At 47.4% G+C, this 26,009-nt stretch carries 24 protein-coding genes and 1 rRNA gene; 8 read left to right on the forward strand and 17 right to left on the reverse strand.

The annotated features are described in order from the left end of the window. Positions 1 to 309: 309 nt before the first annotated feature. From D328_RS0116305 to D328_RS0116335, 7 genes are all read right to left on the reverse strand, one after another. Positions 310 to 879: a manganese catalase family protein gene (locus D328_RS0116305; RefSeq protein ID WP_018886093.1), complete on the reverse strand. Its 570-nt coding sequence runs from the start codon at positions 877 to 879 to the stop codon at positions 310 to 312. 33 nt (positions 880 to 912) lie between these two features. Beyond that, the gene (locus tag D328_RS0116310; RefSeq protein WP_018886094.1) at positions 913 to 1,248 is read right to left on the reverse strand and encodes a spore coat protein CotJB; all 336 of its coding nucleotides are present in this window, start codon (positions 1,246 to 1,248) and stop codon (positions 913 to 915) included. After that, positions 1,245 to 1,475 carry a spore coat associated protein CotJA gene (locus D328_RS0116315; protein WP_018886095.1) on the reverse strand — a complete coding sequence of 77 codons (231 nt, stop codon included), beginning with the start codon at positions 1,473 to 1,475 and terminating at the stop codon, positions 1,245 to 1,247. Before D328_RS0116315 ends, D328_RS0116310 begins: the two co-directional genes overlap by 4 nt. A 516-nt stretch (positions 1,476 to 1,991) precedes the next feature. After that, on the reverse strand, positions 1,992 to 3,335 hold the full coding sequence (locus D328_RS0116320) for a hemolysin family protein (protein ID WP_018886096.1): 1,344 nt from the start codon (positions 3,333 to 3,335) through the stop codon (positions 1,992 to 1,994). 16 nt (positions 3,336 to 3,351) lie between these two features. Continuing rightward, positions 3,352 to 4,488 (reverse strand): radical SAM/CxCxxxxC motif protein YfkAB, encoded by a 1,137-nt coding sequence (gene yfkAB, locus D328_RS0116325; protein ID WP_018886097.1) that lies wholly within the window; start codon positions 4,486 to 4,488, stop codon positions 3,352 to 3,354. Positions 4,489 to 4,609: 121 nt separating this feature from the next. Beyond that, the gene (locus D328_RS0116330) at positions 4,610 to 5,716 is read right to left on the reverse strand and encodes an HD-GYP domain-containing protein (RefSeq protein ID WP_018886098.1); all 1,107 of its coding nucleotides are present in this window, start codon (positions 5,714 to 5,716) and stop codon (positions 4,610 to 4,612) included. A gap of 71 nt (positions 5,717 to 5,787) precedes the next feature. Further along, entirely contained in the window at positions 5,788 to 7,215 is a 1,428-nt protein-coding gene (locus D328_RS0116335) for a bifunctional metallophosphatase/5'-nucleotidase (protein WP_018886099.1), read from the reverse strand. Between the two features lie 141 nt (positions 7,216 to 7,356). Between D328_RS0116335 and moaD the strand changes: the two genes are divergently transcribed. Next, on the forward strand, positions 7,357 to 8,094 hold the full coding sequence (gene moaD, locus D328_RS0116340; protein WP_018886100.1) for a molybdopterin converting factor subunit 1: 738 nt from the start codon (positions 7,357 to 7,359) through the stop codon (positions 8,092 to 8,094). A 76-nt stretch (positions 8,095 to 8,170) separates the two neighbouring features. Continuing rightward, positions 8,171 to 9,229: an HD-GYP domain-containing protein gene (locus D328_RS0116345; RefSeq protein WP_026281225.1), complete on the forward strand. Its 1,059-nt coding sequence runs from the start codon at positions 8,171 to 8,173 to the stop codon at positions 9,227 to 9,229. Positions 9,230 to 10,915: 1,686 nt separating this feature from the next. Here the strand turns inward: D328_RS0116345 and sufB are convergent. From sufB to D328_RS0116395, 7 genes are all read right to left on the reverse strand, one after another. Beyond that, positions 10,916 to 12,313 carry a Fe-S cluster assembly protein SufB gene (gene sufB / locus D328_RS0116365; protein WP_018886104.1) on the reverse strand — a complete coding sequence of 466 codons (1,398 nt, stop codon included), beginning with the start codon at positions 12,311 to 12,313 and terminating at the stop codon, positions 10,916 to 10,918. A gap of 40 nt (positions 12,314 to 12,353) precedes the next feature. Beyond that, positions 12,354 to 12,770 carry a Fe-S cluster assembly sulfur transfer protein SufU gene (sufU, locus tag D328_RS0116370; RefSeq protein WP_018886105.1) on the reverse strand — a complete coding sequence of 139 codons (417 nt, stop codon included), beginning with the start codon at positions 12,768 to 12,770 and terminating at the stop codon, positions 12,354 to 12,356. Next, positions 12,760 to 13,983 (reverse strand): cysteine desulfurase, encoded by a 1,224-nt coding sequence (locus D328_RS0116375; protein WP_018886106.1) that lies wholly within the window; start codon positions 13,981 to 13,983, stop codon positions 12,760 to 12,762. The genes sufU and D328_RS0116375 overlap by 11 nt, the downstream gene beginning before the upstream one ends. Next, positions 13,980 to 15,284 (reverse strand): Fe-S cluster assembly protein SufD, encoded by a 1,305-nt coding sequence (sufD, locus tag D328_RS0116380; protein ID WP_018886107.1) that lies wholly within the window; start codon positions 15,282 to 15,284, stop codon positions 13,980 to 13,982. Before sufD ends, D328_RS0116375 begins: the two co-directional genes overlap by 4 nt. A gap of 28 nt (positions 15,285 to 15,312) precedes the next feature. Next, positions 15,313 to 16,095 carry a Fe-S cluster assembly ATPase SufC gene (gene sufC / locus D328_RS0116385; RefSeq protein WP_018886108.1) on the reverse strand — a complete coding sequence of 261 codons (783 nt, stop codon included), beginning with the start codon at positions 16,093 to 16,095 and terminating at the stop codon, positions 15,313 to 15,315. A gap of 483 nt (positions 16,096 to 16,578) precedes the next feature. After that, positions 16,579 to 17,196, reverse strand: coding sequence for a DUF1802 family protein (locus tag D328_RS0116390; RefSeq protein ID WP_233426211.1), 618 nt, complete (start codon positions 17,194 to 17,196; stop codon positions 16,579 to 16,581). Positions 17,197 to 17,314: 118 nt separating this feature from the next. After that, positions 17,315 to 17,785 (reverse strand): Dps family protein, encoded by a 471-nt coding sequence (locus D328_RS0116395; protein ID WP_018886110.1) that lies wholly within the window; start codon positions 17,783 to 17,785, stop codon positions 17,315 to 17,317. Between the two features lie 286 nt (positions 17,786 to 18,071). Here D328_RS0116395 and mtnK point away from each other — a divergent pair, with 286 nt between their 5' ends. Then, a complete protein-coding gene (gene mtnK, locus D328_RS0116400) occupies positions 18,072 to 19,298 on the forward strand; it encodes an S-methyl-5-thioribose kinase (RefSeq protein ID WP_018886111.1) in 1,227 nt (408 codons plus the stop codon). Then, complete coding sequence (gene mtnA, locus D328_RS0116405) at positions 19,295 to 20,410, forward strand: S-methyl-5-thioribose-1-phosphate isomerase (RefSeq protein WP_018886112.1); 1,116 nt, start codon at positions 19,295 to 19,297, stop codon at positions 20,408 to 20,410. Before mtnK ends, mtnA begins: the two co-directional genes overlap by 4 nt. Before the next feature lie 137 nt (positions 20,411 to 20,547). On the opposite strand, the gene D328_RS0116410 is transcribed toward mtnA, so the two are convergent. Next, positions 20,548 to 20,850: a YunC family protein gene (locus tag D328_RS0116410; RefSeq protein ID WP_018886113.1), complete on the reverse strand. Its 303-nt coding sequence runs from the start codon at positions 20,848 to 20,850 to the stop codon at positions 20,548 to 20,550. A 192-nt stretch (positions 20,851 to 21,042) separates the two neighbouring features. On the opposite strand from D328_RS0116410, the gene D328_RS0116415 reads away from it, so the two are divergent. Beyond that, the gene (locus D328_RS0116415) at positions 21,043 to 21,588 is read left to right on the forward strand and encodes a hypothetical protein (RefSeq protein ID WP_018886114.1); all 546 of its coding nucleotides are present in this window, start codon (positions 21,043 to 21,045) and stop codon (positions 21,586 to 21,588) included. A 240-nt stretch (positions 21,589 to 21,828) separates the two neighbouring features. Here the strand turns inward: D328_RS0116415 and D328_RS0116420 are convergent, their stop codons facing one another. Next, positions 21,829 to 22,209 carry a DUF423 domain-containing protein gene (locus tag D328_RS0116420; protein WP_018886115.1) on the reverse strand — a complete coding sequence of 127 codons (381 nt, stop codon included), beginning with the start codon at positions 22,207 to 22,209 and terminating at the stop codon, positions 21,829 to 21,831. Between the two features lie 203 nt (positions 22,210 to 22,412). Between D328_RS0116420 and D328_RS29325 the strand changes: the two genes are divergently transcribed. The 3 genes from D328_RS29325 to D328_RS0116435 all read left to right on the forward strand — a co-directional run bounded on the left by D328_RS29325 (position 22,413) and on the right by D328_RS0116435 (position 25,719). Further along, on the forward strand, positions 22,413 to 22,880 hold the full coding sequence (locus D328_RS29325; protein WP_018886116.1) for a hypothetical protein: 468 nt from the start codon (positions 22,413 to 22,415) through the stop codon (positions 22,878 to 22,880). Positions 22,881 to 22,913: 33 nt separating this feature from the next. Then, entirely contained in the window at positions 22,914 to 23,765 is an 852-nt protein-coding gene (locus tag D328_RS0116430) for a DegV family protein (protein WP_018886117.1), read from the forward strand. Positions 23,766 to 24,036: 271 nt separating this feature from the next. Continuing rightward, positions 24,037 to 25,719 (forward strand): S-layer homology domain-containing protein, encoded by a 1,683-nt coding sequence (locus D328_RS0116435; RefSeq protein ID WP_018886118.1) that lies wholly within the window; start codon positions 24,037 to 24,039, stop codon positions 25,717 to 25,719. A 206-nt stretch (positions 25,720 to 25,925) separates the two neighbouring features. Here the strand turns inward: D328_RS0116435 and rrf are convergent. Beyond that, positions 25,926 to 26,009: ribosomal RNA gene (gene rrf / locus D328_RS30340) — 5S ribosomal RNA — on the reverse strand; the annotation flags it as partial.

Here is a 26,009-nt window from a genome sequence, read left to right on the forward strand (position 1 = left end):
TTGATGATCAGATTTAACGATAGAACCAACAATATTATTTTTTGTGATAGTCTTGCTGCAAACAATGTGGTACCCCCCGTTATAATGTAAAATTAATTGAGCCTAATCATATATCGGTAGAGTGATATAGTTCATAAATATCTCTTTTGTACTAGATCCTTTTACAAGATTTATAAATTCAGTGCATGTTATCAATACTTGCTAATGATTAGAGTTCTATTGGGCGTGGAGAACCCTGAAGCCTTAAACCGAACATGGGCTATTGTCAAAATAAAAAGCGGCCGCACCTGGCGAACCGCTCTTCTTCGTTCAAAAGATTTTCTTATGCTCCCGATCCTCCTTGAGAATCTCGACAGCTTCCCGGAATCGCAGAGAATGCACCACCTCGCGCTCCCTCAGGAACTTCAGGCTATCCTGCAGATCGACATCATCCGTCATATCGATCAGCCATTGATAGGTGGCCCTGGCCTTCTCCTCCGCTGCGATATCCTCGTACAAATCGGCTATGGGATCACCCTTCGCTTGAATATAGCTCGCCGTAAACGGAACACCTGCTGCGTTCTCATAGAAAAGCGCCCGGTCATGGCTCACATAGTGTGCGTCCAAGCCTGCTGCCTTCAGCTGCTCTGTCGTTGCATCCTTCGTCAGCTTATAGATCATGGTGGCGATCATTTCGAGATGAGCGAATTCTTCTGTACCGATATCATTAAGCAGACCGATGACTTTATCTGGTATAGTGTACCGCTGGTTAAGATATCGAAGGGCCGCGGCCAGCTCGCCGTCTGCTCCACCATATTGCTCCTGCAGCAATTTGGCCATATGCGGGTCACATTTACTTACACGTACAGGGTACTGCAGTTTCTTCTCATAAATCCACATGTAACGGACCTCCTATCCTCTCCAAATCGCGCTTCATACCTGCCATGGCCATGGAGTTTTGCTCCACTCCCACGGATACTTCGAGAACGCGTGACCAAAGTGCATTAAAGGCCCATATAGCAGCTGGAATTGATGGGCGAGCTGTGTCCGCTCCTTGGTCAGCTTGTTATATTGCTCAATCGCCTGATAGTCATCAGGATGAGTATCGAGGTACAGATTCAGCTCGACGAGCACAAAATCTACGGCCTGCAGCTGCTCCAGTAGTTCATAATATTTGTCATCACACATCTTCTCCGCTTCGGCCCCATAGAGCGGCTGATTCGGAGAATTCGGCTGTGGCAGCTTCGCATTCGGCTCCTGATTGCTCATCCTACTCCGCCCCCCTTCGTGGTCAGATTAGGCACGTAAGGACTATAGAGTGCAGGCCATAATGTTCCTTTTCTCAAAGCCTCTGCTGGACTGAATTGCGGCAGTCCAGGCGGCTGAAATGTAATGAACAGATTCGGGGGCAGGCTATAGAATTTGACTCGAATCGGCGGACAGGGATCGCACGGACCTACAAAGGGATAGTATCTACCCTCTTGCGGAAATTTCACGGCTTTACCTCCTTCGCTCAGCTTTCCTTCTAGAACGAGCAACTCATGCGCTACACATACAATTTATAAGCATCACACTCCATATCGGCATGCGACTTTCAAGATAAGACGTACGTACGATCAATACATATACAATTCAATATGACATGAAATCCATAGGCTCTGTTATCCAATCTATGCACAACGCAGCTTATTCTGAACTGGAAAATACGCATAGTAGCCTCGTATTATATCGATGTTTCATGATATCAATAAAAACAGCTGTCGATGTACTTTCACAGAAGATAGACCTCGTCAGATTGAAACTTATCCTACGATGATCGAATTGTTCAGCTCTGCTGAAAATTGATAGATGTCATCATCGAAAAAAAAGCTGCTCCTGTCCAAAGACAGAAGCAGCTGTGACCAGCCTGATGTCCCATATGTATTGCAGCTACATTTGGGGCACCGTGTTGGCAGTGATATTCAGTTCATTCCTATAACGTTATCCTACAATTTATCCGTGTCTGGGTCACATTACGTTCGCTTGGACGATTCTGAAGGTGCGGAATCCCCCAGAATGATACGTACTCGCAAAATGCGCAGTGCAGTAGCCTCTTCCACTTCTAGCACGGCACCATCCCACTGGACCTGCTGTCCTTGCTGAGGACTGCCCGCCAGCTCCTTGAACAGCCATCCCCCGATAGAGTCCACCTCACGATCCTCCAGTTCCAGACCCGTGAGCTTGTTCACATCCTCTATCAGCAATCGTCCGTCTACAGACATCTCATGTCCATTCCTTTCCACCTCAGGCCGCTCGTCCTCGAATTCATCGTATAAATCACCCACGATTTCCTCCAGAATGGCTTCAGCAGTTAACATTCCAGCGGTTCCCCCATACTCATCTACAACGAGCGTAAGCTGGGAATGCTTGTTCTGCAGGAGACGCAGCACCTCGCTGATCTCCATGGATTCTGGCACACTCAGAATGGGTCTGACTACCGTCCTCAGATCGACAGGAGCTTCTCCCTCGGACAGAAGCACATCCGTAATATGGACGAAGCCGATCACCTGATCCTTGTCCTCCAAGGCTACAGGGTATCTGGAATGACGTGTCTCCTTGATAATCTGCAGGTTCTCTTCCAGCGTCAGATTAGCATAGAGGCAGTGCATGTCCGTCCGTGGTAGCATCACTTCTCTTGCTAGCAGATCCGAGAAATCGAAGAGATTATCCATCAGCTTGATCTCATCCTTGTCGATGACACCACTCTTGGCACTTTGGTTCATGAGAATACGAATCTCTTCCTCAGAATGTGCTCCCTCAGCTTCACTGGCGGGCTGAAATCCGAACATCCTAAGTAACGCATTGGCTGAAGCATTCAGCACCCAAATGACAGGCAGGAATATTTTATAGAAGATCAGTAATGGAGCAGAGAGTAAGAGTGCCACACCCTCTGTACGCTGAATGGCTAAGGATTTGGGAGCCAGCTCACCTAGCACAATATGCAGAAATGTAATCATGCAAAAACCAATCATCACAGAGATCGTTGTTACCAACCGCTCATCTGTAGCACCGAATTGATAGAGCAGCGGCTCGACCAGCAGCTCTGATATAGCAGGCTCTCCAAGCCAGCCTAATCCCAGGGAAGTGAGCGTAATGCCCAGTTGCGTCGCGGACAGATAAGCATCCAATCTCTGGTTCACACGAATGGCATAGCCTGCCAGACGATTTCCCTCGGCCTGAAGCTGTGTCAGACGGGATTGTCGCATTTTAACAAGCGAGAACTCGGCAGCGACGAATACCCCGTTCAAAAATACGAGCAGCAGCACCAGAAACAGATTGACGAACAATTGTCCAAGATGAAACTCGGCATGTCCCACTACAAACTCCTTCTTTCTATAGGTTAATGGCTTTCCTGGACTTGAAATCCACTCCCCGGTAATACATATCCGCTACCAACAGATTTGGCCCACAGCAACTGGCAGCTGGACAATAGCAATTCACTGTTTTGTTCAGCGGATGCTCATTCAGCCATTGCTCAAAGATATCATCCAGCTTTTGCTCCTGTATATTCCCGAAGGCCGGGATATCCGCAAAATCCGTTACATATACACTACCCGTGAACATGTTAACATTAACACGGTTACGACCATCCGGATCGTTCCGAACGGTGACTTTGGGCTCCGTACGAAGGCGACGAACCAGCTTCTGATCCTCTTCACGGTCTGAGCAGGCAAATACAGGCAGTGTCCCGAACAGCATCCACAGCTCTGGATCACGGGCATCTAGCAAACGATGAATGGCCTCTCGCATCTCTTGTAATGAGATCACGGGAAGGGATGCTGCAAAATTCGATGCATACATTGGGTGCACCTCATGACGTCGGCAGCCGATCTCCCGAATCAACTGATGAATTTCAGGCAATCTCGTATGTGTACGGTAATTAATCATGGATTCCGCAGAAATGAACATCCCCATCTTACTAAGCTGCAAGGAATTCTCCATCATCTTCTCATATAGACGTGCAGCTGCTACTGAAGGCACGGGTCTACCGCTATTAGCAAAGCCCACTGCATGGAAATTATCAGCATCCACATAATTGTGGGAGATGTGCATGACATCGAGATATGGCAGCATCTTCTCGTATCTGCCGATATCGAGCGTCAGATTGGAATTGATCTGTGAGCGTATGCCACGCTCCCTGGCGTATTTCAGCAAAGGCACGATTACCTCATCCACCGTCTTCTCCAGCAGGGCAGGCTCCCCGCCAGTAATACTGATGGTCTGCAGATGCTCAACCTCATCCAGTCTTTTCAGCATGAGCGGTAGCGGCAGGAAAGGCTCTTCCTTCATGACCAGTGTATCCCCTACAGCGCAATGCTCACACCGCATATTACACAGGTGCGTAACGGTCATCTCTACGCTTGTCAGCACATGACGACCATGCTGCCGCAACGAGACAATCGGATCCCACGGATCGTTAGTCGGTGTAATCTCCGGTAATACGGGTTCATGATTGTGTAACAATGTCATTAGTATTCACCTTATCTTTCAGCATATTGCATTTTATATCCGATTTCATACATTTTGTTCGATTCCATACTTTTCGTTCTTGGCATCTATTACTGATAATCGAGCTTCATTTCTGAGCTGATTAGAGCTGTGGAGGTGAATGAGGCCTGTTAAGTCCCTCTGCATCCGTAATCATGACAGATAAGACTACAGACAAATCCAGTTCATAGGGGGTACTCAGCTCTTGCCCGTCAGCACTTTTCAGGACACGAATGATGGGTCTCTGAGGAATCCGCTTATGAATACGAACTACTACTCCCTCTTCCCCTGTACTCAGACGCACCGTCAATCCAGGCGGGTAAATAGCGACACAATCCCTGAACATTTCGAGGATTCGCTGCTCATATAGCGTCCCTGCCCCCGTATATAGGACATCCACGGCCTGATGTGGCAGCAATGGTTCTCGGTAACTACGATTAGCTGTCATGGCATCATACGAATCCACCAAGGCCAGTAATTTGGAATAATCATGGATTTCATGACGGGCCAGCCCATGCGGATAACCGCTACCGTCGATTCGTTCATGATGCTGTAAAGCACAAAGAGCAGATATACTTGAGACGTTGGGTTCATCCTTTAAAATCTGGTAGCCCAGCGTCGTATGCTGCTTTACCTGCTCGTATTCAGCATCTGTAAGCCTGTCAGGCTTCAGCAAAATGTGCTGGGGAATACGGGTCTTACCAATATCATGCAGCAGAGCCCCCATGCCTAGATCCAGCAATTCACTCTTGGTATAGCCATTCGCAATGCCCAGTACCAGTGTATATACACAAACAGTCAAGGAGTGCTGATACAAATCCTGATCTGTTGTCCCCATATTCATCAGCATGATCATAGCATCCTCCCGACCTCCAATATCATCGAGAATGGAGCTCATGATGCTGCCGAAGGACTTACCCAGATATGACACCGAGGACCCCGAAGAGCTGGAAGAGGCGAGTCTGAACTGCTTCTTGATTTCCTTAAGCGCGTGCTGTCTTGTCTTGTCCTGTAGCATTTCTGGAATATGGATATCATCCGTATGCGGGTCCTGAATATAGACATAGGCCACGCCAATCTCGTGAAGCCGGCGGATCAATCGTTCGCTCAGCTCCACATTTTCAGACAGCAATACCATGCCATCCTCGTTAAAAATTCTCTTGCCCAGCTTCATGCCAGGCTGCAGTTGACTTACAGATAGCAGCCGCAATGCGCAATCCTCTCCCGATGTTTAATCAAACTCTTGTCGTGCTGCCTCGTTCTGGCTCCTGATAGAGCCATCTAGCTCCAGCGCTTCCGACTGCACTCCTCCAGTGCCTCCGGGCGCTGAAGCTCCACAGCGAGTAAATCCCTTATGAATTCGGGTAAGCGGTATTGAAGATTCCTCGCCTGTGCCAGGCTTTCATAGCCGATCTTGAAGGTGAACATATCTAGTGTAGCTATGGTATACAACTCACGATCTTGTACAGGCTCTCCCTGAATAGAGAGCTGTTGAATTTTATGAAAATCTGGTGCTTCAGGGTCATATATGGCCTCTAGGCCATCCATACACAGGTTCCCAAGCACCTCACCTCTGAAGCCATAGCCCATGATACGCCTTAGGTAGAATTCGGGCAACAGTGATTCCTCCAGTGCCTGCCGAATCTCTGCCCCTGTCAGTGACAAGGTACAGACATTAATCGGCGAAGGACAGAGTCTGTGCAGCATGGACTTACTGATCGTCCCGGAGGGAAGTGCACCTAGCAGCTGTCCGGAATTAACCAACGAAGCAGGCGCCCCCGTGAAGTTCCGTACTGCCTGTGCCAGCACATTTCCGAATTCAGACTCCTGCTCGTAATGAATCGATAGCTCTCTTTCCATGATGACTACCGTCTCTTGCATATTGTGTTCTGCCTGAACACGATGAAGATGTATGGCTGCCGCCACATTCTCGTCGAGTAGTTCATCCATTAATGGAATACACCCGCCGTAGTCCACCTGAAACCTCTCGTCCTTCTTTAGCCTGGATACTACGAGCTTGCCAAGCTGCATTCCGTGCTTGCCTGCTGCACAAAGCGCCGTAGCCTTAATGAACAAGGGTTCCTCTAAAAGATGATGAGAGTGTCCTCCAAGGATGAAATCTATTCCTTTTAGTTCTTCAGCAAGAGCCTGATCTGTCGCCAGTCCCAGGTGCGACATCAGAATGATGATATCCACCTCGGATTGTATGCTTGCTACCTGCTCCTTAAGACATTCTAGCGGCTCCAGTACATCCCATCCCAACAGTTCATAGAAGGTTGTATAAGGAGCCGTAGCAGCAAGGATACCAATACGAATTCCGTTCTTATTTAGAATGAGGTATTCTTTCATCCATTTCGGTATAGCTCCTGTCGCACGCTCTCTCACATTGCCACATACAACAGGGCATTGCAGTCCGCTATATACCTGCTGGAGCATCTCCGGCGTAAAGGTAAGCCCCTCGTTATTTCCTATGGTGATAGCATCATATCCTGTCAGGTTGATGACGTCCACATTGGCGCCACCCATCGTTCCTTCTGTCTCTGGAGCCATACGGTCCATATGATCCCCGATGTCTAGCAACAGCAGCTCATTCTTGCAGGCGCCTCTCTCTGTGTCAATCATGGCGGCCAATGACGGCATGCTGCCGAACCGGCTGTGAATATCATTTGTGTGCAGAATCGTAAGCGTCTGTCTGCCGATCTCATCCATAGCCGCCCCTCCTAGTTGGTGATATGATGGTCATTTACATACAATGATAGATGACGTATCTCTAATAGCTAAGCATAACATTTTCCGGTTCAATATGGTATATTGGAGGGGCTAATTTCAACCTAAGGAGCGTTTTATCATATGGACATTCAGATTAAGCTTTTTGCAGGGCTGGCGGAGCGTCTCGGCTCTTCCATCATCACCTTGCAGTTGGAAGAATCCATTCTTACCGTTGGACAGCTCAAGCAATGGCTTGAGACTCGATATCCCGAGGCTGCTTCACAGATCCAAGCCTCCTTCGTAGCTGTGAATCAGGAATTCGCTTCTTCTGATCTAGCCTTTACAGCTGATGACGAGATCGCCCTGATTCCACCTGTTTCCGGTGGGGACGGTCTTGGAGAAAGTGATGACGGAGCTACGTATACCAGCAGCTGCGGAAATTATGTAATCACCTCTGCTCCTCTGTCGCAGGAGGCTGTAAGCCATAAAGTAATCACGCCCAATGATGGGGCTACACTAGTCTTCGTTGGCACTACGCGCGAAATGACTGGGACTCAGAAAACAGTACATCTAGAGTACGAAGCCTATGCACCCATGGCAGTCAAAGTGCTCGCACAGATCGGTCAAGAGATATCCGAGCATTGGCCTGGAGCGAAATGTGCCATATCCCATCGTACAGGCAAGGTGGATGTCGCAGAGGCTAGTGTCGTGATAGCAGTGTCCACCCCTCACCGGGACAGCTGCTACGAAGCAAGCCGTTATGCCATAGAAAGGCTGAAGCAGAAGGTACCCATCTGGAAGAAGGAGATCTGGGAAGATGGATCTGAGTGGAAAGGTCATCAAACCGGACCTTGGGACCCTACCAAAAATATAACATAGTAAAATAGTAATTGTGCCACTAATTCTTTCTTGATATATTGGACATAATCCCACTATAAGAAAGGGTTGTGTCCGTTTGAGAGTCCATGTAACCGATGCCAAGCCTGGAGATTGCCTAAAGACCGATACTTACAACGCAAACGGTGTACCTGTGATGGTCAAAGGGACCGTTCTTGCGCATGACGATATATCAAAGCTGATTCAGCATCACATTGATTACATAGACATTGAACCAGGGCAGCAGGTAGTTGCGGGTGATTTTGGACCAGACCATCCTGCCTCTCCCGAGCTGCTTCGTCCGCTTATTCCGTTATTTGACAATGCTCTGGAAGGCATAGAGAATCTGTTTCTGGAAGCAGCGGCCTCTAGCAGAATTAATGACCAGCAGGTGGATGAGATGCTTACCCCGCTTATATCGGAGCTAGGCAATCAGAAGGATGTAGTCTCATTGCTGCTCATGCTGGATGGCGGCGATGAGTATACATACAACCACTCCCTGCAAGTAGGCGTACTCTCCTACTATCTGGCGAAGTGGCTGGGACACTCCGATCAAGAGGCCTATGTGACTGGTAAAGCTGGGTACTTGCATGATATCGGAAAATGCATGATCAGCAAGGCGATCCTGAACAAGCCTGGTAAGCTGACAGAAGACGAGTTCCGCGAGATGAAGAAGCATACTCAATATGGCTATGAGCTGATCAAAAATTCTACCGGTGATGAGCTATCCGCTACCATTGCTCTGCAGCACCATGAGCGAGAATCAGGCAGTGGCTATCCATATGGATTGACGAAGGACGAGATTCATCCCTATTCCAAAATTGTTGCCGTTGCTGACGTGTACAGTGCCATGACCTCTCACAGAGTCTACCAGAACAAGCAGGAGCTGCTTAGTGTGCTGCGCGAGCTATACGAGATGAGCTTCGGTGAATTGAATGGTGAGGCCACACAAGCCTTCATACGGCATATGCTACCTAATTTCATTAACAAGCGAGTGCTGCTTAATTCCGGCCAGATGGGTATCATAGTACTCAACAATCCCATTGATTATTTCCGACCGCTCGTCAAGCTGGATACGAATGAATTTGTGGATTTGTCTGTGAAAAGACAGCTGGCTATTGAAGAAGTATATTTGTAAGATCATATGAGCAGCGGCTGGCTGATTCAACAATCAATGATCGCATAACGACGAAGCCTAATCCTAGAATTGGGCTTCTTTATTTTATATGCTAACGATGTGAATCATAAGTCTCCGCAAGTTCAAACTGATAAGTCGTTTCAAGCTGAACTTTAATCAGTCTCTCCAAGCTGACTATGTATCTATATCCCATGTATCATTTTCATAAATCAGCTCATTGAAACAAGGACATGACCGTTATGTACGGTACCATGCCCTCCAGTATCATGTCTCTTGCTTATGTTGTTCTCACCGCTCAAACTCACTAAAATGCTTAACCGAAAAACCTTCCACATCAAACTTGATTATATAAATTAGAAAGTTACTAGATTCACGCCACAAACTAGCAATAGTCCCCTAAGGGAGTAATCTGCTGGAAAAACAATAATTCGCCTATTAGCGACATAAAACATGCGATTTACTATAATAACTGTAGTCACAGTTATTATTTGAGCAACTCTTAATTCATTTATCATCCTAGGAGCTAGTTTGTAAATAACGAAACAATATGTACCGTGTGCTTGCTCAAAGCAGTCACATTAATTTCTACTGAACGAGGATGAGCAGAAATATGCCTACTACTCTGTTCGACAAAATTGCGTGGTGTATTTGTAATTACGTTCATAAGGCAGTTGATATGTCTCGCCTACTTTAAGAGTAATTTGATAAGTAAGTAATTTAGAGGACGCATCTGCTTTCCACGGCTGCTTGAATCGGAGTGTCTGCTGCGAGACGATTGCGGTCTGTCAGTACAGCCATTTCAAAAGCCTCTGCCTTTTATCAACAATTTATAAGAACCTGCGCTTCCTTCTCTGTTAGGCACTCTCGCTCACCCAGTACCATCCCATGCGTCACATGCGCTAATATCGTCTTAGTAGGCTACTTGCTTCCTCCTGATCGGTTTTGTCTGCATTCGGGAATAACTCCATCTGTATTGCAGCCCCATCCTTTCATCCCCGAACCTCAGAGAGCGCCTTGTTAGCAAATGACTCTACTTTGCAATGACCGCTATTCCCTTTATCTTCGGTCCATTTTACATGTCCGTTTTCGATGTCATTAACCGTTTTTATCCGACCCGCCCTGAATACATACTGCTTCCCGATCTTAATTGCTGAAACCTTCAAACAAGATCACCCCGCCAATCACTAGGATAGTCACTACTCGAGTCAATATAAGGGATCGAGTGACAATACCTAACGATATGCTGGAAACCAGCTTGTCTGCACTTTCGCTTTCTGGCTCTTTTTTGCCCTTTTTTGCTGTCCTCCATCCGCTCAGATCCGTTAGCAACGATGTTTTGAGCAAAGTATTTTGTTTGGTTCAACGATTTGATTATTCTCCCTTGATCTCATCCCAGCCACCGTAAATATTTTCGTTAATATTCTAAAATAACATCTAACTAATAGTTCTTTCATCATTGGCATTGAGACATATGCATATGCATATAGTTCATTTACTCCAGTCTGAAGGCAATAAAAAATACGTGTCCGAAAAACTCGGACACGCAAGTGTGAAAATTACTGCAAACACATATCTCCACGTAACAGAGAAAATCGAGAATGTTGCTCTGCTGCTTTATAAGAAATATGTTCAAGTTTAACCGGACAAATCAGTTATTTGATTCGGTTAAGCCTTGCCCCACAAGACTTAACCGATACTTCCTTCCATCTCGAACTTGATGAGGCGATTCATCTCTACTGCATACTCCATAGGAAGCTCCTTGGTGAACGGTTCAATGAAGCCCATAACGATCATCTGTGTCGCTTCCGCTTCACTCAGACCACGACTCATCAGGTAGAAGAGCTGGTCCTCAGATACTTTCGATACCGTCGCTTCATGCTCCAGTGTAATGTTATCATTGAAGATCTCATTGTATGGAATGGTATCAGAAGTGGACTCGTTATCCAGAATCAGCGTGTCACACTTGATGTTCGATTTCGCGCCCTCAGCCTGACGTCCGAAGGAAGCAAGACCACGGTAAGTTACTTTACCACCATGCTTACTAATGGACTTGGATACGATCGTAGAGGTGGTGTCTGGAGCAAGGTGAATCATTTTCGCTCCTGCATCCTGATGCTGGCCTTTACCGGCTACAGCAATGGACAACACCATTCCTTTAGCTCCGCGTCCCTTCAATACTACCGCTGGGTACTTCATCGTCAGCTTGGAGCCAATGTTGCCGTCAACCCACTCCATAGTTGCATTTTCTTCTGCAACAGCACGCTTGGTCACCAGATTGTAGATGTTAGGTGCCCAGTTCTGAATCGTGGTGTAGCGTACACGTGCATTTTTCTTGGCGATGATCTCAACTACCGCACTATGCAGCGAGTTCGTACTGTAGATCGGAGCCGTACAGCCTTCTACATAATGAACGAAGCTATCCTCATCGGCAATAATGAGCGTGCGCTCAAATTGTCCCATGTTCTCAGAGTTGATCCGGAAGTAAGCCTGCAGAGGCACCTCGCATTTCACACCCTTAGGAACATAGATAAAGCTTCCGCCTGACCACACTGCACTGTTCAGCGCAGCGAACTTGTTGTCGGCTGTCGGAACTACAGTAGCGAAGTACTCCTTGAAGATCTCTGGGTGCTCACGCAATGCCGTATCGGTATCGGTGAAAATGACGCCTTGATCCTCAAGCTCCTTCTGCATATTGTGGTAGACTACCTCAGATTCATATTGTGCGGATACACCAGCCAAGAACTTTTGCTCCGCTTCAGGAATTCCGAGCTTGTCGAAGGTCTCCTTAATCTCAGCAGGAACTTCTTCCCACGTCTTTCCTTGCTTCTCGGATGGTCTGACATAATACTGGATATCATTGAAATCCAGCTCATCCAGATTCCCGCCCCATTGGGGAGTGTCCATCTTCTCGAATTGTTTCAATGCCTTGAGTCTGAATTCGAGCATCCATTCCGGTTCATTCTTAATTTTGGAGATTTCTTTTACGATTTCCGGGGTCAGACCTTTACCAGTTTGAAAGATGGCCTTATGCTCGTCGCGAAACCCATACTTGTACTCTTCTAACTCGGGTGCCTTTTTCGACATGGTCTTTGTACCCTCCTCATTCTATGATTAATTCGTAATCCTACTGATCAATTCCCTTACGTAGCGCATTCCAAGCCAGTGTAGCGCACTTGATGCGAGCTGGGAATTTGTTCACGCCGGACAGTGCTTCAATATCTTCGTAATCTTCGAACTCGACCTCATCGCCTTTCATCAAGGACGAAAAGCGTTCTGCCAGTTCAAGGGCTTCATTCAGCGTCTTGCCCTTTACAGCCTCAGTCATCATGGAAGCGGAAGACATACTAATCGAGCAGCCTTCACCCGTATAGCGGGCATCCTCCACCAATCCATCCTGTAGCTTGAGCTGTAAAGAAATGCGGTCTCCACATGTCGGGTTGTTCAGGTCGACTGTAACTGAATCTTCCTCAAAACGTCCACGATTGCGGGGATTTTTATAATGATCCATAATGACACGGCGGTAGAGATCGTCAAGTTGCATCGCCAAAATACTCCTTTGTCTGGATTAAGGCGCTGACCAGAGCATCAACTTCCTCTTCTGTATTATACAGATAAAAGCTCGCGCGTGCTGTAGATCCAACATTTAGCCAGCGCATAAGCGGCTGACAGCAATGATGGCCTGCCCGGATGGCGATTCCTTGGCTGTCCAGTACAGTAGCTACATCATGGGGATGAACATCCCCCAGATTGAAGGTAACGAGCCCAACATCTCTGACCGAAGGTCCGTAGATCTGGAGTCCATCAATCTCCTTCAAGCGGCTCATCGCATAGTTGGCGAGCTTGCTCTCATGAGCTTCGATCGCATCCATACCAATCTCCTGCAGGAAATCAATAGCAGCTCCGAGACCAACCGCTCCAGCGATGATTGGTGTGCCTGCTTCGAACTTCCAGGGAAGCTCCTTCCAGCTTGAATCATACAGTCCGACATCGTCGATCATCTCGCCACCGAACTCGACAGGCTCCATTGCTTCCAGCAACTCCTTCTTGCCATATAACGCACCGATCCCGGTAGGACCACACATTTTATGACCAGAGAGCGTGTAGAAGTCACAATCAAGGTCTTGCACATCGATCTTCATATGCGGAGTGCTCTGTGCACCATCAACGACCATGATTGCGCCATGACGGTGGGCAATCTCAGCTACTTGCTTCACTGGATTGACAACGCCCATGACATTGGAGACATAGGCCATGGAGACAATCTTCGTGCGGTCTGTAATCGTCTTCTCGACGTCTGCAAGCTCAATACTGCCATCCGGCTGAAGAGGAATATATTTGAGCGTAGCTCCCGTGGATTTGGCCAATTGCTGCCAAGGGATCAGGTTGCTGTGATGCTCCATCGGAGTAATCACAATCTCATCGCCTTCACCGCAGTTAGCCTTACCATAAGAGGAAGCGACCATATTCAAGCCCGTGCTCGTGCCACGAGTGAATATAATCTCCTGGCTGCGCCGCGCATGAATGAACCGTGCCACCTTCTCGCGTGCTCCCTCATAAGCATCAGTCGCCCTGCTACCGAGAGTATGCACACCGCGGTGCACATTGGAGTTCTCATGCTCATAGTATTGCTTGAGTGTATCTAGGACGATACGAGGCTTCTGCGAGGTAGCCGCATTGTCCAGATACACCAGCTTGTGACCGTTAATGGTCTCATTCAATATAGGAAAATGCTCACGAATCTGTGCAGTTATCATTGTCCCAGCTTCCTTTCCACTAGACGCTGCAATTGCTGCTGCAAGCCCTCCAGCGGAATCTCCGATACAACCGGAGCTAGGAAGCCATAGATAATCAAGCGCTCAGCGTCCTCTCGGCTCACACCACGGGACATCAGGTAATAGATCTGCTCCTGATTCACCTGACCTACAGATGCTGCGTGACCTGCCGTTACATCATCCTCATCAATGAGCAGGATCGGGTTGGCATCGCCACGAGCTTTGCCGCTTAGCATCAGCACACGCTCGGTTTGTTGACCGTCCGCTTTCGTAGCACCTTTTTCAATTTTGGTAATACCGTTAATGATTGATGAAGCCTCCTCACGCATAACAGCGCGAGTGATCATCTGGCTGGCAGAGCTTTTGCCAAAATGCTGTGCCTGTGTCGTGTAATTCAGCTTCTGATTGCCAGAGCCTACTGCGATAATCTTGGCATCGGATGTAGAGCCGTTGCCACGTAGAATAGTCATTGTATTGCTTGCTGTATTTCCATCATTCAGCTCGCCGACGATCCATTCAATGGACGCATCATTGCCGAGCACCGCACGCCGGTTAGAAATATCTGTCGCCAGCTTATCGAATTGATGAACAGACGCATAGCGCACCTTCGCACCAGCCTCAGCGAACACCTCAACGACACCATTATGGAAAATTGGTGCAGACAGCTCACTGGACACATAGTTGTCAACATAGTTAACGGAGCTGTTGCTCTCAGCGATAACAAGTACGTGCGGTACGAAAGCTGCTGAAGCGTCGTCCGTCAGGAATACCGCTTGCAGCGGCTCCTCGATTTCAACATTTTTCGGCACGTACAAGAATACGCCCCCGTTCCACAATGCAGCGTGTAGCGCAGCTACAGAGCTCTCGTCGGCCTTCACTGCGGTATGCAGATATTTCTGAACCAGATCGCTATGCTCCCGTGCTGCTGTCTCCAGATCCGTGAAGATAACGCCCTTGGCTGCAAGCTCAGGAGACAGCTTGGAGAAGACTGCTCCCGAATTACGTTGAATTACAAGACCGCCCTCTTGCTGCTCTCCGAGCAGCTCTGCAATGGCTGCAGGTGCCTCTTCCAACGTACTCAACTGCTGCACTGGCTGATGCTGTCCGTAAGCACTCAGCTCCCAACGTTCAATCTTGGTCTTCTCATATACCGGAAGCCCCAGGCGACCCGCCAGCTCCAGTGCCTGAACTCTGCTGTCCGTCAACCAGGTAGGCTCGTTCTTCTGCCCGGACAAGGTACGCAGCTGTTCGGAGTCCACCGGAAGTATGGTTTGTGTAGTCATTCAGTAATCCTCCCTTTAGCTCTGTATCTTAAGCCTCTTGTCCCACAGTTTCATCCACAATGCCGAGCTCTTCCTTCACCCACTCGTAGCCTTCTGCTTCCAGACGCTCAGCCAGCTCAGGACCACCGGATTTCACAATGCGTCCCTGCATCATGACATGGACGAAATCAGGCTTGATATAGTTCAGGAGACGTTGATAGTGCGTAATAATCAAAAAGCCACGATCTTCACTACGCATTGCATTGACACCATTCGCCACAATTCTCAGAGCATCGATGTCAAGTCCGGAATCGATCTCATCGAGAACGACAATTTTCGGGTCCAGCAGCATCATTTGCAGAATCTCGTTACGCTTCTTCTCACCACCGGAGAAGCCTTCGTTCAGATAACGGTGAGCGAACTCTGGATTCATTTCCAGCTCTTTCATTTTGCCTTCCATCTGACGGATGAACTTGATGAGGGAGATTTCCTTGCCTTCCTCCATACGTGCGTTGATGGCACTGCGCAGGAAGTCGGAGTTGGTTACCCCGGAGATTTCACTCGGATATTGCATGGCCAGGAAGAGACCTGCACGGGCGCGCTCGTCCACTTCCATGTCCAGTACGTCTTCTCCGTTCAAAGTAACGGACCCGCCAGTTACTTCATACTTCGGATGTCCCATCAGTGCGGAAGCCAAAGTACTTTTACCAGTACCGTTTGGTCCCATGACTGCATGGATTTCTCCACCCTTCATTTCCAGGTTGATCCCTTTCAGAATTTCCTTGCCTTCGATTGTCGCTGTAAGTCCCTCAATCACGAAATTTGTAGCCATATAAGTGATGTCCCTCCATGTACGTAGTGTAAGCATGGTGCTCATTCTGCAAGACCTCTATAATCTGCGAAATGATCTTCATGCATTTTCCCAAAATTACAGCCCCGTAACTTCATTTATTTAGAGCTGCCGATCAAACGAAAATCATGTATAATGAAAACAGGCTGTGACTTTCGTCACTGCATGTGACCTGAATTCATGGTTACTAACTTATTTATAATCATTCTAAACTGATTCTCATTGATTCTCAAGTCATTTTATAATTTTGTATTTGCAAATGCAACCAGGCCTCCTCTTGGATGCCTTAGCTACTTCAGGATTTCTCCATAAAAAAATAATCAAAATGAGAAAATAGACTTGACCGCAATTGCCAGTCAAGCCTATTTTTGTTAAGTGATATTCTCATTCAGTCTAAGCTAAGTAACGCATCGTCATCACCAAGATGATGTCTGGCTATTCTTGTTAAGTGCATCACACTGCTAATCACGCCTTGAGCGCTTGCTTGATCTCCTCGACTCTTTGCTCGAATTCCCGGGCGTCCAGCACCGGCGTCATTTCGCTCGTCACCAGACGTGTATCCATGGACAGCCAAGAACGACAGCCTGTATACTCAGGCAAAATAGGCAATTCCACCGGTTGTTCCAGCTTGAAAACTTGGAGCAGAAGCACATGCAGAGGCTGCTGTCTCTTCCACTTTAGCCGCGCTTCAGCAAAATCATCAGTCCACATGTGGTAGTCCCTCAACTTGTCCAGCATCTGCTGATCCACAATCTCAATATCCTCTACCAGCTTGGCATAGGTTCGGATCGTTACATGGCTATCAGCTGCATCCCAGCCTTGCAGAGACTCCTCCACAAAATGGCGATCATTCTCTTTCACCAACTCGCTCCGCTGATGTTCGTAGGTCGGATATAAGAAGAAATCATGACTTTTTAGTTCAAAATGTCTTGTCTCTTCCACAATTCCGCCCTTGCGCATAACCAAGATTTGGCGTCCGCTCTCTAATGCTGCAATGGCAGAAGCCCATTCCTTCAATCCGGCAATGATTGGCGTCTCTGGCATAGTCGTATCCTCTCCTTCAGAAGCCTTTGTCGTATACACGCATTATAGCTTCTTTCGGAGTAAGGGAACAACCATCCTTCATACGGGGCAACGGAGTGAATTCAGTTCGGCTTTATCACGGACTCGACAAGAAGATACACATATAATAGCTAGTTGATTAGCCGAGATATGAGCGAAGCATCCACATGTGCTTCTCAAGGTCAGCCCTGAAGCCTGTGAACATATCAGCTGTAGGCTGATCGTCTGATTTCTCCGCAAGCTCAATTCCTTCCTGGAATTCTTCGCACAGCGTCGCAAAGTCTTCGATGATATTTTGCACCATCGTGTTAGCATCCTCTTTACCATTGGCCTCATGGATGGAGCTGAGCTCCAAATATTCCTTCATAGTAGCAGCCGGTGAACCCTTCAGTGTCAGCAGGCGCTCCGCTACCTCGTCCATTTTGAGAGTTACTTCGTTATACAGCTCCTCGAATTTTTCATGCAGTGTGAAGAAATTAGTGCCCTTCACATACCAGTGATAATTATGCAATTTGACATACAGCACATTCAGATTGGCAACCTGACGGTTCAGAAGTTGTTCAACGGATTGTGCCTTTGCACCAGTTTGATTTCCAGTAGTTTTAGCCATGTTGTATCCCTTCCTTTTTAAATATAGTTATATTGCTATATCCTTTGCCACCTTCGATGTGTGGGTAAGTGATGACACAGGGAAACGCCAGCTGGCACCTGCTCATCACCGGCCTGACGTCTAATAGTCATTTACCCAACCTCTCATGAATTGAAACGTCGTTGAAGCGGTATTCTTCAAAAAACGTGCACGATTCAAAAAAAGATACAAATCTAAGATGTTTTTGAGTATACTGTTCTAAACCAAGTGAAGCAGTTGGCTTTAGATCCATTGGAGGTGCACATCCTTGTCCCAATATCATCCGTTAACTCCAGCTGAGGTCATCGAGCTGGTACGTGACATTCCCGATTTTTTTTCTAGCTCCGCAGAGCTGAACTGCCAGGAGATCGGCGACGGAAACCTGAATCTGGTGTTCCATATACAAGATGCTTCCTCAGGCAAAAGTATTATTGTCAAGCAGGCCCTTCCTTATGCGAAGGTCGTTGGTGAATCGTGGCCACTATCGCTCGACCGGGCACGCATTGAGCGGCAGGCACTGCAGGAGCAGCATCGTCTCTGTCCGGGACTCGTTCCCGAGGTATATGACTATAATGATGAGCTTGCCTTGACAATCATGGAGGACCTGAGCGGATATACCATTATGCGCAAAGCCTTGATTGAAGGCCAGAGGTTCCCGAAATTTGCTGAACACATCGGTCAGTTCATGGCTAGAACATTATTCCTGAATTCAGATCTGGCACTAGGACCAATTGAGAAGAAGAACAAGGTCGGTTCCTTTATTAATCCCGATCAGTGCAAGATTACTGAGGATCTGATTTTTGACGATCCCTATAGATTTTCGGATAATAACAGCTACTCCACTTCTATTGAAGATGAGGCGGAAGCGCTGCGTATGGATGGTCAGCTCCACCTGGAGGTTGCCCTCCTAAGAGAGAAGTTCCTTACCCATGCACAATCACTGCTCCATGGTGATCTGCATACAGGCAGTATCTTCGTGACGACCAAGTCCACCAAGGTCATTGACCCGGAATTTGCCTATTATGGACCGATGGGCTTTGATGTCGGAGCCGTAATATCCAATCTTCTGTTGAATCTGGCAGGACAGATTGGCTGGATTGCGGATACTTCCACACGTCTGGAGCAGCAGCGCTGGTTACTGGAGACCGCCACGAACGTATGGGGACAATTTGAACAAGAATTCCGTAAACTATGGAGCAGTGAAGCTCTGAAGGACCCACTAGCCGCAAGTCCAGGTTATCAAGATTTTTATATCACCCGACTGCTGCAGGATTCGTTCGGCTTTGCAGGCTGCAAAATGATTCGTCGTATCGTGGGCCTGTCCCATGTAGCTGATATTGATACTATCGCTGATCCTGTGTTCAAAGAACGAGCCGAGCGCTTGGCTCTCGCCATCGGAAAAGCCTTGGTCAAACGAAGCCGTAGCGTACAATCCATTGAAGAGCTCAAGGATATCGTATTGACTGCTGCTGCTGATAAAGGAGAATCCTTATGACATCGTATGAACCTACTGAACAACTTAGCAAGCAACAGACTGAACCGTTAACTGCTCCATCTTCTACTGAGGCACCTGTATCTTTGATCTGGAAAAGAAATCGCCTCTCCATGCTGGATCAGCGTCTACTGCCAGAATCCATTGTCATGCTGGACCTCTACACACCTGAGGAGGTGTGGGAGGGAATCCATGCTATGAAGGTCAGAGGCGCTCCAGCCATCGGAATGGCTGCTGCGTACGGAGTAGTGCTTGGCGCTCGCAAGACTGACGCTGCGGATGCAACTGGATGGCTCCAGCAGGTCGAGACGGTCAGTAGCTATCTGGCGACGTCCAGACCTACCGCAGTCAATTTATTCTGGGCACTCGACCGCATGAAGCAACGTGCACGCGAACTGATCGTGAGTGGTGATGTTCATAGCTGGAATAATGGGCTAGAGCAAGAAGCCATCCTCATTCAACAAGAGGACGAGCAAGTATGTCGCAGCATTGGTGAGCATGCATTGCCACTATTCGAGGACGGTATGGGGGTACTTACGCATTGTAATGCGGGTGGACTAGCAACGGCCAAATATGGTACCGCCCTCGCTCCCATGTATTTGGCGCATGAGCAAGGGATTCACCTTAAGGTATTCGCTGATGAGACACGCCCAGTACTTCAGGGGGCTCGTCTGACTGCCTTCGAGCTGCAGCAGGCTGGTATTGATGTTACGCTTCTATGCGACAATATGGCAGGCATGGTTATGTCTAAAGGTTGGATTCAGGCGGTAATCGTGGGTACAGACCGTGTAGCAGCTAACGGCGATGTGGCCAACAAAATTGGCACCTATAGCGTTGCGGTACTCGCCAAAGCTCACGGAATTCCTTTCTATGTCGCCTCTCCGCTCTCCACCATTGATCTTAACACAGCTACTGGAGCGGATATTCCAATTGAAGAGAGATCGGCTGAGGAGGTCACAGCAGGCTTCGGCAAAAATACAGCCCCTGCGGGGGTCAAAGTCTATAATCCGGCCTTCGACATTACTCCTCACGAGTATGTAACAGCGATTATTACCGAGAAGGGAATTGTCAGAGCTCCTTTCAAGGAGAATCTTGCCAAGCTATTTCAAGATTAAGGATTACAATTCTGCTGTAAAATAATATGTCAAGCAAGAAGCGCGAGCCAGCCTGAAGTGTAGCTCGCGCTTTTATGATCGTCCTAGTCCATGAGCTTGCATGACAATTGCGCCGAGAAGTTGAGACGAGTGTAGACTCATACCATTTTTACAATAGCCTCGTAACCTCTCATTCCTACTTGTATGCCTATTTTTTCAGCTTCCAAGGTAACGGATTCGAGCGGAGCATCAAGTAGTTCCTGGAGTGTGCGCACTCCAACGGCTCTGCCCGCAATAATCTGTCGGTTAGCCAATCGCTCATTTAGCAGTCCAACATCAAGAGCACCGCACATAATATATCCGCGGGAAGTAGAGATCGTTAGCAGTGTAGTTTTTGGGAGCTTGACCTCGACACCGATGAGCGTGTGTTCACCTATCTGTATTGGTTCCATACGAATCATACTGCTCTGAACACCTCCTTCGATCTGCCATCTGAACCAGTGTATGCATCACGATAAGCGAGGTGTGGACATTGGGCAAGCGATCTCCCGAATTTGGTGCAAATTTTAATATTAATGGTCTGTTCTGATTGAACGATTAGTGTTATATTGGGATTCAGTAGATTTTAAATGGAATCAGGGGCTGGAGGAATTATGAGTAACGTACCACCTAATGATCAAGCTGGTAATGATCAATCAAGTTTTTTGTTTAATGTAGATGTGTTAATTCAGGGTAAGTCGAATGCTGTCGCTTTTCAGTCCCTTCTGGAAATATTCAACACCAATAATCAAGTCGCTGATTTCCGCGTTCACTCCGGGATCGAGCTTGGTAATCTGATTGAAGCAGCTTTGTACCTTAAGAAAAAGTCCCTTTCAGAGAAAAAGTCAACTTCACCAACCTTGGTTCGTGGTCAAAAGAAACCGCAAAAGTCGGATGCCACCATCAAAAACAATACCGATGACAAACCTGCCCAATCGGCTCAAAGTCATCAGTCCTTCATGCATGAAATGATCCACTCGTACATTCAGAAGAACTCGTTGGTTCGACTCGTTGTGAACCGATACGGTGGCCAGCGTAGTATCCCATGTCGAATTCTTAATCTGGACAAAGAACAGAGCTTGGTCAGCGTATACCATGTTGACGAGAAGCAGGTCTATTCCTTCAAGCTTAACGAAATTGATGAAATCATCGGCACTTAAGCTGATCTGAACCTTGTCGCGTTTGCTTTACTACGTATCAACAAAAAAGCCTTCTGACACACGGGCGATCTCCGCAATCCCCATATGTCAGTAAGGCTTTTTTTATACTCCGCGATTATTTCTCTGCAACTTAATTCTCTACAGTTAAATACTCTGCATCCTCTATCCGAACTTCCTATTCCAGCTTTGCTTCCATTTGTTTTCCTTGTTTTCAACTAAGACTAGATCGATGCCGTCCTTCTAGCCTTGTTGTTTTTTCAGAGCCGCCCAGAACAACAGGAACCAGCCCGCTACAAAGCATACCCCACCGAATGGGGTAATGGGACCAAATACACGAGCACTAGTAATGCTTAAGAGATACAGGCTCCCTGAGAACAGGACGATACCTGCAAATAGCAATCGAGCCGACCATTTCAACAGCCCGGACTCGCCCCACTGTCCCATTATCACAGCTACAACAAGCAAGCCAACTGCATGAATCAGATGATATTTGACACCTGTCTCATAGGTAGACAATGCATCTACTCCTATAAGGGGCTTAAGCGCATGCGCGCCAAAGGCACCTAACCCGACAGCCAGCATCATCAATAAAGCACCAATCATAAGCCATCTACGCTGCATTTCGTATAATCTCCTCATATCACATTGTAATGTTATTGCATATTCACCTGTTACTGTAGCTCCTATTGTACTATAAATAATGTCTTGCTGCTGATTCGTCCATGCATTTTAACGTGTAAGGATAGGTGTATCTCTTGCATTTTCGTTCATAATTGGAGACAATAAAATGTGGCTGTATCAGCTTAGAAGGAGAGGATCAATCTATGGACCAGCATTCCATTGAGCCATCACAACAATACCATTCTAGCTCGGACTCCCCTGCCTATGATAATTATAGCAAGCAGGAACGAATCAAGCATTCCGGACCTGGCATAGCTTCCTTTATTATTGCGATCCTAACGATTGCAGGGTTTGTGGCTTCCTTTATCGGAATCTCAATGTATATCGTCAATCTGTTCCAGCATGGTACAATCACAGAAGAAAGTCTTGTACAGACAGGGATTCTTGGCTTTGTGCTACTCTTTTTTGCCTGCATTATTCTGAATGTAGTCGGAGTCATCCTTGGTATTGTTGGACTTGTCCTGAAAAAGCGTAAGAAGATATTCGCCATTCTCGGTACGATTCTGAATGTATTGATCTTAATTGTGCTGGTTGGACTGATTACGTTTGGTCTTAGTCAGGTACCTGGCAGCACGGAGATGTATTCAGCTATGTCCAGTCGTTCCTGGTAAGGACCGACATCGTTAAGGAGGAATTTGTAATTCATGTCGACTATAAAACTATTCGTGGATAGCACCAGTGACCTGCCACTTGAATGGGTCGAGCGGTATGATATCAGTATTGTACCGCTATATACGGTGTTCGGGGACGAATCACTAAAGGATGGGGTGGAGATTACCCCAGACGAACTCTTTGCGAGAGTATCTGCCGAGGGGAAGCTTCCCAAGACTGCAGCCCCCTCACCAGCAGATTTCATTGAGGCCTTCACCCCATACATAGAGCAGGGCCAGTCCATCTTATATATCAGCCTGTCCTCAGAGCTCTCATCTACATACCAAAATGCTGTCATTGCCTCAGGTGAATTTCCAGAGGGACGTATCGCTGTTTTTGACTCCCTGAATCTATGCTGCGGCATTGGGCTTCTAGTGATGAAAGCAGCGCGAGCCCGCGAAGAAGGACGTACTATGGAGGAAATTGTTCAGCTTCTGACACTGGTGCGTCCACAAGTCGATGCTGAATTCGTTATCGATACGCTTGAATATTTGTACAAGGGTGGGCGTTGCTCCGGGATGCAGAACCTGATCGGTAGCCTGCTCAAGATCAGACCTGTCATCAAGGTCATTGATGGTAAAATGACACCGGCCTACAAGGTACGTGGCAAGCGTGAGAAGGCCATTGACCAGATGCTTAACAATGCGCTATCGCAAAAAGATCGCATGGATAATGACTTAATCATTGTCGTACATGCCCTGGCAGAAGAAGACGCTCTCCGGCTTCAGCAGATTCTCAAGGAACAGACGGGAGCTCGTGAGGTGGCTATGTCCAGAGCAGGCTGTATTATATCTAGTCACTGTGGTCCTCAGACCATCGGTATCTTCTATGCCAAGCAAATCTGAACCAGCTGATATAATATTTTGTAAAAATCTTTTGTAAACAGAACATTGGATTTACCAATACCCCGTCACTACGGGGTATTTTTTTGTCTACGGTCGTTCTTGGGGAACTCTCTCGGGCCTCGCTGCCTTACTAACTACTAATTACTAATTACTAATTAGTAATTGCTTATCTAAAGCTACCTACCTATTAAAGGTTTCCAGCAATTGAGCAATGCCTGCTTCATTCTTTTTTGTTACGATGGTCCGAAGAATATATTAAGAAGGGAATATCATGAAATCATATATTACTAGAAACGGCTTGGTCCGCAAGCTTCTGTTAAGTACACTACTGCTTATGCCTCTGGCTCCTGGGAAATCGAGCCCAGTCATGGCACAATATATCAGCTCTAATAACTCAAACGAGGCAGCAACCATTACCATGCCCTTTGACGATATCTCCACCAGCTATGCCAAAGAATCTATTATTAATATGTACAGAAAAGGTTATCTGGCTGGTACCGACGCCAAGCACTTCTCACCATACGCCCCAGTTACACGAGCGGAGTGGACGACAATCATCAATCGGATCCTCCAGCTACAAGGAGTCCATGCTTCGGTCCCCATGTATCGTGACGTTAAGCAAGGTGCCTGGTACTATCCACAAATACAGGCGGCAGCACAATTGGGCATTGTTCAAGGTGCCAGTGCATCCTTCTTTTACCCTCAACAGCCTATACGTCGGCAAGAGGCCGCTGTCATCTTAAACAGGCTGCTTCCAGCCTCCACGGATGGGTCCAGCATCGTTAACATTTGTCCTCATTACCATGATGATACGAACATAAGTAAATGGGCTCAGGACGCCGTCTGTAGCGTCAGCAGTCGTCATTGGATGGCAGGTCACAATGGTTATTTTTATCCACAAGCTGTCCTTACACGTCAAGAAGCAGCAGTACTGTTGGAGAGAGTCATGTCCACTGTCTCAAGCAATTCGACTTCCGTGAGTAATAGCGCGGCGAGTCCTATTCAGCTAGGGTGGCAGTATAACCAAAGTACGGAGGCTTATGAGCACTCTGTTATGAATTCTAATATTAATACATTATCTCCACGCTGGTTCTACACAGAGAAGAACGGGCAATTAGCGAATCACGCTGATCTTAACTTGGTTGCTTGGGCCAGCCAACACAATAAGCAGCTCTGGCCTATGCTCGGTAATCATTCAGATGCTTCACTCACACATGATCTATTAAATAGTCCTTCCCAGGTAGCAGCACTGATTCAGCAGATTACTGACGCTGCCGATGCTTACGGATTAGACGGGATCGTTATGGATTTTGAAAATGTGAATGCCGAGGATCGCCAGCAGCTAACAGCATTTGTTCGCAACCTATCTGCTCAACTCCACGAGCAAGGAGCAATCCTCGCCATATGTGTATCCCCTGACCAGGGAAGTGAATGGACCGCTGCATTTGATTATAGAGCGCTGGGAAGTAGTACGGACTACATCATTTTAATGGGATATGATGAGCATTGGGCTGGACGAGCCGATCCAGGCTCCGTCTCATCACTACCTTGGCTTCGTCAAGGGCTGGAGAGATTGCTTGCATCAGTTCCTACAGACCAAATCATTCTGGGCCTGCCTTTGTACACAAGGGACTGGGCGGTAACCCCTGCACAAGCTACTGCCTTCGTTACAGACATTACCCTTAATGAGCAGACACTTCGCCTGCCACTAATGACAGGACGTCTCTACTGGAATGAAGCTCTGGGTCAGTATCAGGGCGATTATATGGTAAAGACACAGAAGCATAAGCTGTGGCTGGAAGAAAGCCGATCATTGAGCTTGAAGTATATGCTAGGCACAGAAGCAGGCATTCGGGGATTTGCTTACTGGTATACTGGAGCTGCTGGAGATGAAATATGGACTAGTCTTCGTAATGCCCAGACGTTCGCGGATCGTCGATTTATTGCACCTTAGTGCCTAAACTGTTAATAGCAGCAGGAGTATTGGAACATAAGTAAGCCATAATGAAATCCTGAGCCCATTGTAAAAGCAGCGACTGCTCAATTCGAGTCATGAAGACCGTGAGCGTCGCTGCAGTGTATATTCTATCATGCAAAAAATACAATAAAAGCAAAACATAAAATAAAAAACCACCACCGAAAATCGGTAGTGGTTCTTGTGCTTGGCGGCGTCCTACTCTCCCAGGACCCTTCGGTCCAAGTACCATCGGCGCTGGAGGGCTTAACGGTCGTGTTCGGGATGGG

The sequence above is a fragment of the Paenibacillus massiliensis 2301065 = DSM 16942 genome (assembly GCF_000377505.1).
Taxonomy (GTDB): domain Bacteria; phylum Bacillota; class Bacilli; order Paenibacillales; family Paenibacillaceae; genus Paenibacillus; species Paenibacillus massiliensis.